Below are 10,830 nucleotides of genomic sequence, written 5' to 3'. Positions count from 1 at the left end.
CGCAACAGGCAGGCGCTGCTTGCGGGGCGGGAAGTCGAGGGGGGAACCGGAGCGTTTTCAGCCGCGAACTTTGCTGATTAAACGATTCAGTTGTTAGCGCACAAAGGATAAACCCATGTCTATCGCGGAAACAGGGGGTTCCCTGACATGGATCATTTCAGATTCGGTAACAGTCTTCGGGTGGGTGGTGGTGAGCAGGCCGGCCTGCTCACCACGGTCTTGCCTGGGTGAATGTCAGAAGGTGGTACGCAGGCCGACCTCGATGCTGCGGCCCGGCGCCGGCGCGATATCACGCAGGATCGAGCTGGCATAACGCACGGTCTGGTTGGTCAGGTTTTCGCCCTTGACGAACGCCAGCCACTGGCTGCTGCCGATATCGAAGTGGTAGCCGGCACTGGCGCCGAAGGTGGTGTAGGCCGAACTGCCGGACTCGTTGGACGGCACCCGTCCCTGGCCCGCCGCATGCTCCACATCGATCCGCGCCTGCCAGCGATCCAGCTCCCACAGCAGGCCGCTGTTCAGGCGTAGCGGCGCGATCCGCGGCAGGGCCTCGCCGGTATCGAGGTTGGTGGCGCGGGTGTAGTCGCCGGACAGTTCGAGGGCGAACTTGCCGTAGGCGCCTTCACCCAGTTTCCAGTGATCCTGGGCCTCGAACCCGGCGAAGCGGGCCCGTACGCCGGAATAGCGGTATTCGGGGATGCCAGCGGCGTCTTCCTCGCCGTCGTCGTTGAGGGTACGACCACTGCCGAGCAGGCCGATGTAGTTGGAGAAGTGGCTGTAGAACACACCGAAGCTGCCCTTGTGGGTGCCGTTGTCGAAACGCAGGGCCAGGTCGCTGGATACGGCCTTTTCCTTCGACAGGTCGGGGTTGCCGACTTCATAGGTGCCGGTGGCGACGTGGGCACCGTTGGCATACAGCTCGTAGAAGGTTGGCGCGCGCTCGGTGTAGCCCAGGGTCGCGGCCAGCGCCCAGACCGGCGTCAACTGGTAGACCGCGCCGGAGGACAGGCTGCCGGCGGTGAAGCTGTTGCTCCGCTCGGCATTGGCAAAACGCTCGTTGCCCTTGGCATCCGGGTCGATACGCGTGTGTTCCAGGCGGCCGCCGAGGCTGAAGGTCAGACGCTCGCTGGCCTTGAGCTCTTCCAGCAGGAACAGCGCGCCGGCGTCGGTGTCGGTTTGCGGAACGAAGGCTTCCTCGCCCAGTGCGGAAAATTCGTTGCGACTGACCTGGGCCCCGACCACTCCGTTGAACGGGCCGACCGGCAGGTGGCGGGCCTCGACCCGGGCCTCGTAGCCCTTGTTCCTGAAAATCGTGCCGGTTTCGCCCCCCTCGATTTCCCGATGCTCGTAGTCGGTGTAGCCGGCATCGAGTTTCACCGAACTGAACGGCCCCTCGAGGTTGCGGATTTCCGAGGCGAAGGCGTAGTGGTCCTGCTTCATGCGGATGCGCACATCCTGCTCGGCCGGTGAGCCGTAGTTGCTGTCGTAATTGCTGTAGGACAGCCCGGCGTAACCATTATCCCAGTGGTAGGAGCCGCCCACGGCACCGCCATCCTGGCGACCGTCGCTATTGCCCAGGCGGCCCTTGCGTCCGTCGCCGTCCTCGCTGGCCGGTGCATTGCGGCTACGGGCGTAGCCGGGAATCCGCAGGTCGTTGAACTCGCGGGCGTTGGCGTCCAGGTGCAGGGCGAAGGTGCCGTCGCCGGCTTCCAGCTTGCCGGCGCTGCTGCGGGTGGTGTCGGCGCCGCCGTAGCGCAGTTCGCCGGCACCGTGGATGCCGTCGATGGGGCTGGTGGGAATGCGGTTGTCGAAGGTGTTGACCACCCCGCCGATGGCACTGCCGCCATAGAGCAGCGCCGCCGGGCCACGGACGATCTCGATCCGTTCGACGTTGACCGGATCCAGCGGTACCGCGTGGTCATAGGACAGCGCCGAGGCATCCAGCGCGCCGACGCCGTTGCGCAGCAGGCGGATGCGATCGCCGTCCTGGCCACGAATGATCGGTCGGCTGGCGCCCGGGCCGAAGTAGGACGACGACACCCCGGGTTGCCTGTTCAGGGTTTCACCGAGGCTGCCCTGTTGCTGCAGGGTCAGGTCGTCGCCTTCGAGCACGGTGCTGGGGGCGGCGGGCTGTTCGCTGCCCAGGGGGTTGGCGGTGATGACCTGGGGTTGCAGCTCCAGGGCGTGGGCCGGGCCCGCGATCAGCAAGGCGGCGGCCAGCGGAGTCAGTCGGGTACGCAGGGGGGAGGAGAGGGACATCGATGTTTCCTTGGCAAGCGCGATGCGAAGCGCATCGGTGAGTCGAAAGAGCAGGCGGATGACGGAGGGGGTGTCCGACGAATGGTTATGATTTGTTATAACGTAACACAGTTTTTCGATTTTAAAACACTGCCCCTGCAACGTATCTCGACGCGGCTAGACTCAAGTAAGGGCCATTGCGCCATCTGCTATCGGTGGCTCTTCCCCCTGGCGAAGGGCTCGGCTAAGGTGCGCGCCTTGTTCCATTTCCTCATCGAAGGTTCGGCATGACCGAAACATCCAACAATCCGCTGCATGGGGTGACCCTGGAGCAGATCCTCAATGCCCTGGTGGCCCATTACGAGTGGCAGGGCCTGGCCGAGCGCATCGATATCCGTTGCTTCAAGAGCGACCCGAGCATCAAGTCGAGCCTGACTTTTCTGCGCAGGACGCCGTGGGCGCGGGAGAAGGTCGAGCGGCTGTACGTGAAGTTGATGCGCACCCGACGCTGAGGTCCTGCCGTGGAGTCGAAGCGCGTGTCCGGCCAGCCGCCGCTGCGCCGCATCCGCTCGCGCGCCGTGCTGCTGGCCGCGGCGGTGCTGGGCTGGAGCGGCCTGGGCATCCAGATGTACCTGATCCTGATCTCGCGCTGGCAGGCCGGGGCGAGCCTGCTCGGCGGGTTGATCACCTTCTTCAGTTTCTTCACCGTGCTGACCAACACCCTGGTGGCGGTGGTGCTGACCTGTGAAGTGACGTCCCGCGATTCGTGGGGCCGGCGCTTTTTCCTCAAACCGTCGGTGCGCACGGCGATCGTCGCCAATATCGTCGTGGTGGGGCTGGCCTACAGCCTGTTGCTGCGCTCGTTGTGGCATCCCCAGGGCTTTCAGTGGCTGGCGGATGAACTGCTGCACGACGTGATGCCGGCGCTGTTCGTGGTCTATTGGTGGGTGTGTGTGCCCAAGGGCCGCTTGCGCTTCCCGCAGGTGTTGTCGTGGCTGGCCTATCCGCTGGTGTATTTCGCTTATGTGCTGCTGCGCGGGCACCTGATCGGCGCGTATCCGTATCCCTTCGTCGATGTTGACCGGCTGGGTTATCCCCAGGTGTTCGTCAACGCCGGGCAGATACTGTTGGGCTTCGTGCTGGTCTCGCTGCTGCTGATCGGCATGGATCGTTGGGGTGGCAGGCGGCGGACTTGAGGCTTGCAGTGAGTGGGGCGGCCCACCCACTGCCGAGGCCGGAGATTACTCTTCGGCGCTACCGTCCAGGCGCCAGTAGCCAGCGGCCTTGACGAACGCCTCATCCAGGCCGTGGATGTCGAGCAATACCCGGCGCACCTTGCGCGACAGCCCGGCCTCGGTGGCGACCCAGGCGTAGAGGCTGCCGCTTGGCGGGGTCAGTTGCTCGACGGTTTGCAGCAGACCCTGTCCTGGCGCGTCGCGTCGCACCCAGATCACTTCGACCTGTGCCTGGCTGTGCAGGGGCTGCTGTTCAGCCGCGTTCTCCACCTCGACCACCACCAGCGCGCGGCGGTTGGCCGCCAGGCCCTCCAGGCGCCGGGCGATGGCCGGCAGGGCGGTTTCGTCGCCGATCAACAGGTAGCTGTCGAAGATATCCGGAACCACCAGCGAACCCCGTGGCCCGCCGATATGCAGGAACTGGCCGGGTGTGGCCTGTTCCGCCCAGGTCGAGGCGGGGCCGTCGCCATGCAGGACGAAGTCGATATCCAGTTCACCCCGCTCCAGGTCATAGCGACGCGGCGTGTAGTCACGCATGGCCGGCAGCGGGCCGTTGTCCTTGGCGCCAATCACCAGGGTTTCCAGCGCAGCCTGTTCGGCGGCGGTCTGCGGGAAGAACAGTTTGACGTGGTCGTCCGTGCCCAGGCTGATGAAACCCGCCAGTTCCGGGCCGCCGAGGGTGATGCGGCGCATGCGCGGCGTCAGGTCCCGCACCCGCAACACTTGCAGGCGGCGGCGCCTGATCTCGTGCATGACCCGATGAATGCCTTGGCGATTGACTTCGTTCATTGCGCTTGCTCCGAATGGGACTGGGCGGACACGGGACCATCGACGATGGCCTTGGCGGTGTTGTTCAGCAGGTCGCGGACCCGCAGGATTTCCTCCGGGCTCCAGCGTCCGTGATGCAGTTGCAGTGCGTGGCGCAGGTTATGCACCGCCTCGTGGATTTCCGGCGGCCGGTGGTGACCGCGCAGGGAGCGCTTGCTGACATCGATGCGGGTGCGCACGCCGTCCAGGGCCACAGCCTGTTCGCGCAGGAACTGGCGACCGTTGTCGGTCACGCTGTAGCGCTTTTTCCCAGCCTCGGCGTCGCCGCTGATCAGATCGCTTTCCTCAAGGAAGGTCAGGGTCGGGTAGATGACCCCCGGGCTCGGGCTGTAGGCACCGTCGAACATGCCTTCGATCTGGCGGATCAGGTCGTAGCCATGGCAGGGCTGTTCGGCGACCAGGGCCAGCAACAGCAGTTTCAGGTCGCCCGGGGCGAACACCCGCGGGCCGCGGCCGCCGCGTTCACGGCCGGGGCGGCGTTCGAAGCCGTCGTGGCCATCGCCGAATTCGCGGTGGTGGGGAGGGTGGTGATGCTCTCTCATTTTCTCTTTCTCCTCTGTTCTTAAGATATACCGTAAGATATATCTTATTCCTAAGGCAAGAAAAACCGACGAACGTGCTGATGGGCGAGAGGGGCGTTGGGAACGGAGAGACAGGCACTGGAGGTTTCGCGGCGCGGAGGGATGTGGTGTTTTCGCTGGTTTGCCTGGGATGCTTCCTACGTGAAACTGCGAAAAGCACTCTGAGCAAGCCCGGGACCGCTCCGTACCATGCCGCCAGGTTTCGAAAAGGCGGTGTTTATCATGTCCAGGTTAGTGTCAGGGGTGCTGTCGCTGGGGGTCCTGCTGGGCTCCTGGTCAGCCCATGCGAACCTCAAGTCGACACAGAACGCCCCGGCCAGGGTTGCCGAGGTGAAGGCGCAATCTTCCATCGACAATGTCATCGATCGTGCCCATCAGTTGATCGGCACGCCCTACCGTTGGGGCGGCATGTCGGTGAAGGGCTTCGATTGCAGCGGGCTGCTGGTCTATCTGTTCCAGAACGAGGCCGACATCAAGCTGCCGCGGACCACGGTGGGCATGCGCCGTTCCAGCGCCAGGACTATCCAGCGTGGCAGCCTGAAGCCGGGTGATGCGGTGTTCTTCAACCGCAATGGCCAGGGCAATGTGAGCCATGTCGGGCTGTATGTGGGCGAGGGCAAATTCATTCACTCCCCGCGCAGCGGCAAGAGCGTGCGCATCGACTCGCTGAACAATGCCTACTGGAAGAAGAGTTATACCCTGGCCAAGCGCTTTCACAGCAGCCCCTGATGGGGGGCTGACGTAAATTCCCCACCCTACAGGTGCGCCACAGCCTGCGGCTTGCACAGGGTGCTGCTGTCCGGCTGCAGGTAGTCGGTCAGAATCGGCGCCATCCCCTTGAGCACCTGCACCGGCAACGCCGAGGTGAACTTGAAGTTCTCCGCCGAGCGTCCGGGCACGAAGGCGGTCAAGGTGCCGAAGTGGTGGGCACCGATGTAGAAGACGAACGTCGCGGTGCGGTTGATCGACTTCGAACTCAGCACCCGCCCACCCGCGCCGATGCTTTCTATCCGGTTGTCCCCGGTGCCGGTCTTGCCTCCCATGGCCAGCGGCGTGCCGTCGGGCAGTTTGAAGCTGCCCGACACCCGCCGCGCTGTCCCTGCGTCCACCACCTGCGACAAGGCTTCGCGCAACGCCGTAGCGACCTCGGAGGGCATGATTCGCTTGCCCTTGCCCGGGTCGTTGGTCACTCGGGTTTCATACGGCGTATGGGCGGCGAAGTGCAGGCTGTCGATGCGCAAGGTGGGCAGGCGTACGCCGTCGTTGAGGATGATGCCGATCAGTTCGGCCAGCGCCGCCGGCCGGTCGCCGGAACTGCCGATGGCCGTGGCCAGTGACGGCACCAGGTGGTCGAACGGATAACCCACCTGCTGCCAGCGCCGATGGATATCGAGGAACGCCTCGATCTCGACCATGACCCGGATACGACTGTCGCGGGCACTCTTGTGCCTGCTCTTGAACAGCCAGCCATAGACTTCCTGGCGTTCGAACTCACTGGCGGCCACCGCCTGGCTGAACCTGGCCTGCGGGTTCTTCAGCAGGTAACCGAGCAGCCACAGATCGAGCGGGTGGACCTTGGCGATATAGCCCTGGTCCGGCAGGTCGTAGGCGCCGGGGCCGTAGCTCTTGTAGAGCTTGGCGAGGCGTTCGTCGCTGACCTTCTCGGTCTTCAGGTGGGCCCGCACGAAGGTATCGAAGGTTTTCTGCGGCGCCTCCGGCAGCAGGTAGCGGTGCACCGCCGCCAGGCGGATCGGCGTCGGGTGCATGCTGTCGAGAAAGGTTTCCAGGCGTTCCTGGGAGTCCTTGTTCCGATACTTTTTCCAGAATCGCAGCATGAACGCCGTGCCTTCGCGGTCGGCGAAGCGGGCCAGGTATTCCTGGCGGCGCGGGTTGTCATCGTCCTTGAGCAGTTCGGCGCTGTTGTTCGGGCCCTGATAGGTGCTGTAGCGCACCAGGTCGCGCATGAGGCGGATGAACGGCAGGTTGATCGACTCGCGCAGGGCTTCGAGCAGGGTCGGGTTGCGGCCGTTGTCCTCGTTGCGGAAGTTGTGGAAGCGATGCAGGCCGCCGCCGGTGAAGAAGCTTTCGCCGGGGCTTGCCGAGTACTGTCGGTTCAGCGCCGCATCGAGCATGGCGGGCAGGTTGCGGTCGCTGTTCTGGGCCAGGTAGTCCAGGGCCCAGCGGGTGATCCGGTCCTGGTCGTCGACTTCGACCTTTTTCAGTTGCGCCGGCGATTGATCGCCATAGCGATCATGCAGCTCGGCAATGATCTGCAGGTAGGTGGTCAGCACCCGCAGCTTGGCGGTGGAGCCCAGTTCCAGCTTGCTGCCTTCGTTGATGTCGAAGGGCTGGTCGGTGCTGTCGGTCTGCACCCGCACCCGATAGCTGTCCGGCGTCAGTTCGAACAGGGTGAAGCTGTAGCGCACCTGCTGGGTACTGGTGGCGGTGAGCAGCCGATCGCCGAGCAGGCCGATGGACTGGGCGAACTGCGGATTCGCCAGCTTGCGGAGGTAATCGCTGACCTGGCCCTGCAACTGCGCCTGCAGGGTGCTGGTGGCCGACAGGTCGAGGCGGTCAAGGTCGTAGAGCGGGCGGTCGAGCATCGCCGCCAGGCGGCTGCGGGCGACGCTGATACCCTTGTTCGATTCGATCGGCTGTATCGTCGGTTCCTGCACCCAGTCGCGGTAGCTGACCTTGCTCGCCAGGGCCGCGGCGGCCAGCGGTGCATCGATGACGCCGTTCTGGGCCAGCAGGCGCAGGTGGCTGTCGGTCAGCTCGGCCAGCTCATCGCGGCCCCGGGCCAGGTAGTGCGAGGGGCGACGCTGGGCGATCATCAGCGAGAGCACTTCGCGCAGCGCCAGACCGCGTCTGGCCAGGCTCTGCGGGTCGCTGGCGGTACTGCTCAACCGGGCGTTGACGTCGTTGAAGTCGGCGCCGTACCAGACCCGCAGGCCCTCGGCCAGGCCATGCACCTCGCCGTGCCCCGGCACGGCCGACAAGGGCACGCTGTTGAGGTAGTCGCGGACCACGTTCTGCCGCACTTCCAGGGTCTGCGGGCCGCCCTGGTAGGCGCGCACGCTGGCGGAAATCATCTGGCGGATCTTCTCGCCGCCGGACAGGGTCAGGCCATCGGGCGAGTGTCGATACTTCTCCAGTTGCGTCGCCAGGGTACTGCCGCCGGCGCTTTGCCCGCCGAGATGCAGAACCTTGCCGATCTGCGACAGCACCGCCTTGCCGAAACGCGGCCAGTCGACGGCGGGGTTGGCCTGGGGCTGGCCGGGGTCGAGCAGGTCGCGGTTCTCGATGAACAGCAGGCTGTTGACCACCAGTGGCGGAATCGCCGCGAAACTCCCGTACAACTGCTGCGGGTAGTTGTACTGGTAGAGCCCGGCGCCGCGGCAGTCGGTGATCGACAGGCCGGCCTGGATCTTTTCCGCATAGGGTACGAAGAAGCCGGCCTTGCCGTAGTCGAGCAGGGCGGGGGAGAAGCGCGCCTGTGCCTCGATCAGGTAGCCGCGTTTGGCCAGCCGGCCGAGAAACGTGCCCAGGTCGCTGTAGCCCAGGCGTTTGTCGAAGGGGCCCTCGCCGGGATAGAGCATCGAGTCGCTGGGGCCGTTGGCCATGGCGTAGTCGAGATTGCCGGCAAAGCGGCTGATTTCCCGGGCCTGGATCCTGGAGGTGCGCATTTCCCTGGAGGCGGCGACGCCGAGCAGGATCATCGCGAGCAGCACCACCAGCCAGAACAGGCGCCACCAGAGGCGCCGCTTGTGGGGTTTTTTCGGTACGGGCGCTTCATCCGGACTGTCGGTTGCTGGCACAGTCCTGGTCGAATCGGAATCCCACAGAGCGCCCATAGTCGATTCATCCATACGCAGATTGATCGCACTTGCCTGAAGCTTAGACGCTGGTAAAGGGCTGCGAAAATTTTGTTAATGCAGTCAGTTATTTCCTGCATACGCTGACTTTTCGTGACAATCATGCCGGGAAGACGACGCCTGCCATGGTTTTTGTCGAGGCCCTGCAAGCCTTGGAATAGAGCTGTCCATTGGCGCAAGGTCGAAAAGGGCCGGGACATGACGCGATCTGCCCGGCGTGCCATACTCCCACGGGTTTTTCGTCCGGCCGGGCCGGCTTCTGCCAGCGAATGCACCTCTGTTTTCAGCGCTTCTGCCGAGATTTCCAGCTGAATTTTCTGATTTATAGAGTGAAAAGCCCTGCCATTGGATTCCTATACTGCATCGCCCGCTGATCCCGTCGGTTTTCCCTGCGGGACGGGCCCGCTCACGAAGCGGGTCCGCTGTCGGGAGCCCGGGCCCACTCGCCTGCCGCTCCCTTGTTCGGTGGTTCATACCCAATAACAAGATGAGGTTGTACCCATGCCAGTTGGCACCCACCTGCCCCACGGCGAGACCGCTCAAGGCGGCCCGCTCAAACGCGAACTCGGTGAACGGCACATACGGCTGATGGCGCTCGGCGCCTGTATCGGCGTCGGCCTGTTCCTCGGTTCGGCCAAGGCCATCGAAATGGCCGGTCCGGCGATCATGCTCTCCTACATCATCGGCGGCCTGGCGATCCTGGTGATCATGCGCGCCCTCGGTGAAATGGCCGTGCACAACCCGGTGGCCGGCTCCTTCAGTCGTTATGCCCAGGACTATCTCGGCCCGCTGGCGGGCTTTCTCACCGGCTGGAACTACTGGTTCCTGTGGCTGGTGACCTGCGTCGCGGAGATCACCGCGGTGGCGGTGTACATGGGGGTCTGGTTCCCCGACGTGCCACGCTGGATCTGGGCCCTGGCGGCGCTGTTGAGCATGGGCACCATCAACCTGATCGCGGTGAAGGCCTTTGGCGAGTTCGAATTCTGGTTCGCCCTGATCAAGATCGTCACCATCATCGCCATGGTGATCGGCGGTGTCGGCGTGATCGCCTTCGGCTTCGGCAACGATGGCGTGGCCCTGGGCATTTCCAACCTGTGGAGCAACGGTGGCTTCATGCCCAATGGTGTCAGCGGCGTGCTGATGTCGCTGCAGATGGTGATGTTCGCCTACCTGGGCGTGGAAATGATCGGCCTGACCGCCGGTGAGGCGCGCAACCCGCAGAAAACCATTCCCGACGCCATCGGCTCGGTGTTCTGGCGCATCCTGCTGTTCTATGTCGGCGCGTTGTTCGTGATCCTCTCGATCTACCCGTGGAACGCCATCGGCACCCAGGGCAGCCCATTCGTGATGACCTTCGAACGCCTGGGCATCAAGACCGCCGCCGGCATCATCAACTTCGTGGTGATCACCGCCGCGCTGTCGTCCTGCAACGGCGGCATCTTCAGCACCGGGCGCATGCTCTACAGCCTGGCGCAGAACGGCCAGGCACCGGCGACCTTCGCCAGGACCTCGAGCAATGGCGTGCCGCGTCGTGCGCTGCTGCTGTCGATCGCGGCCTTGCTGCTGGGCGTGCTGCTCAACTACCTGGTGCCGGAAAAGGTCTTCGTCTGGGTGACGTCCATTGCCACCTTCGGCGCGATCTGGACCTGGGCGATGATCCTGTTGGCGCAACTGAAATTCCGCAAGGGCTTGAGCCGTGCGCAGGTCGCAGGCCTGCAGTACCGCATGTGGCTGTACCCGGTCAGTTCGTACCTGGCGCTGGCGTTCCTGGTGCTGGTGGTCGGGCTGATGGCGTACTTCCCCGACACGCGCGTCGCGCTGTATGTCGGCCCGGCGTTCCTGGTGCTGCTGACGCTGTTGTTCCACGTGTTCAGGCTGCAGCCGGGCAATGCCTCGCCGGCTGCGAACCCGGCGGCGTAGACCTCCGTTGAAAAGACAAGGCCCCGGTCGCATGACCGGGGCTTTTTTGTGCGCTACGAAATGTTGGGGAGCCTGATGTTTCTGCGTTGTGGTTACGGACGTCTTCGCGGGCAAGCCCTGCTCCTACAAGGTAGCGTCGTATACAAGGTCTGC

Annotated in this window: 8 protein-coding genes; 4 read left to right on the top strand and 4 right to left on the bottom strand. The window is 64.3% G+C overall.

What is annotated here, in order from left to right:
• Positions 1 to 234 precede the first annotated feature (234 nt).
• Positions 235 to 2,259, bottom strand: coding sequence for a TonB-dependent receptor (locus tag ACMGT0_RS26175; RefSeq protein ID WP_416770420.1), 2,025 nt, complete (start codon positions 2,257 to 2,259; stop codon positions 235 to 237).
• Between the two features lie 266 nt (positions 2,260 to 2,525).
• On the opposite strand from ACMGT0_RS26175, the gene ACMGT0_RS26170 reads away from it, so the two are divergent.
• Positions 2,526 to 2,750 carry a VF530 family DNA-binding protein gene (locus ACMGT0_RS26170; RefSeq protein ID WP_054057429.1) on the top strand — a complete coding sequence of 75 codons (225 nt, stop codon included), beginning with the start codon at positions 2,526 to 2,528 and terminating at the stop codon, positions 2,748 to 2,750.
• A 9-nt stretch (positions 2,751 to 2,759) separates the two neighbouring features.
• Positions 2,760 to 3,434, top strand: a complete 675-nt coding sequence (locus ACMGT0_RS26165; protein ID WP_054057430.1) for a Pr6Pr family membrane protein — start codon at positions 2,760 to 2,762, stop codon at positions 3,432 to 3,434.
• Positions 3,435 to 3,479: 45 nt separating this feature from the next.
• Here the strand turns inward: ACMGT0_RS26165 and ACMGT0_RS26160 are convergent, their stop codons facing one another.
• Positions 3,480 to 4,262, bottom strand: coding sequence for a siderophore-interacting protein (locus ACMGT0_RS26160; protein WP_054057431.1), 783 nt, complete (start codon positions 4,260 to 4,262; stop codon positions 3,480 to 3,482).
• Entirely contained in the window at positions 4,259 to 4,843 is a 585-nt protein-coding gene (locus tag ACMGT0_RS26155; RefSeq protein ID WP_416770418.1) for a PadR family transcriptional regulator, read from the bottom strand. The genes ACMGT0_RS26160 and ACMGT0_RS26155 overlap by 4 nt, the downstream gene beginning before the upstream one ends.
• A gap of 261 nt (positions 4,844 to 5,104) precedes the next feature.
• Between ACMGT0_RS26155 and ACMGT0_RS26150 the strand changes: the two genes are divergently transcribed.
• Entirely contained in the window at positions 5,105 to 5,611 is a 507-nt protein-coding gene (locus ACMGT0_RS26150; protein ID WP_054057493.1) for a C40 family peptidase, read from the top strand.
• A gap of 26 nt (positions 5,612 to 5,637) precedes the next feature.
• On the opposite strand, the gene ACMGT0_RS26145 is transcribed toward ACMGT0_RS26150, so the two are convergent.
• The gene (locus tag ACMGT0_RS26145; protein WP_416770416.1) at positions 5,638 to 8,736 is read right to left on the bottom strand and encodes a transglycosylase domain-containing protein; all 3,099 of its coding nucleotides are present in this window, start codon (positions 8,734 to 8,736) and stop codon (positions 5,638 to 5,640) included.
• 522 nt (positions 8,737 to 9,258) lie between these two features.
• Here ACMGT0_RS26145 and ACMGT0_RS26140 point away from each other — a divergent pair.
• Positions 9,259 to 10,677: an amino acid permease gene (locus tag ACMGT0_RS26140; RefSeq protein ID WP_416770414.1), complete on the top strand. Its 1,419-nt coding sequence runs from the start codon at positions 9,259 to 9,261 to the stop codon at positions 10,675 to 10,677.
• Positions 10,678 to 10,830: the final 153 nt, after the last annotated feature.

Origin of the sequence: Pseudomonas sp. RHF3.3-3 (assembly GCF_048069595.1) — a bacterium.
Taxonomy (GTDB): domain Bacteria; phylum Pseudomonadota; class Gammaproteobacteria; order Pseudomonadales; family Pseudomonadaceae; genus Aquipseudomonas; species Aquipseudomonas fuscovaginae_B.
The sequence above is the reverse complement of the archived record's forward strand: the minus strand, read 5'-3'. Positions and strand labels throughout refer to the sequence as shown.

Bases quoted from the DNA above. Each gene is read 5' to 3' on its own strand.
- ACMGT0_RS26175 (WP_416770420.1), bottom strand. From the start codon at position 2,259: ATGTCCCTCTCCTCCCCCCTGCGTACCCGACTGACTCCGCTGGCCGCC.
- ACMGT0_RS26170 (WP_054057429.1), top strand. From the start codon at position 2,526: ATGACCGAAACATCCAACAATCCGCTGCATGGGGTGACCCTGGAGCAG.
- ACMGT0_RS26160 (WP_054057431.1), bottom strand. From the start codon at position 4,262: ATGAACGAAGTCAATCGCCAAGGCATTCATCGGGTCATGCACGAGATC.
- ACMGT0_RS26155 (WP_416770418.1), bottom strand. From the start codon at position 4,843: ATGAGAGAGCATCACCACCCTCCCCACCACCGCGAATTCGGCGATGGC.
- ACMGT0_RS26150 (WP_054057493.1), top strand. From the start codon at position 5,105: ATGTCCAGGTTAGTGTCAGGGGTGCTGTCGCTGGGGGTCCTGCTGGGC.
- ACMGT0_RS26145 (WP_416770416.1), bottom strand. From the start codon at position 8,736: ATGGGCGCTCTGTGGGATTCCGATTCGACCAGGACTGTGCCAGCAACC.
- ACMGT0_RS26140 (WP_416770414.1), top strand. From the start codon at position 9,259: ATGCCAGTTGGCACCCACCTGCCCCACGGCGAGACCGCTCAAGGCGGC.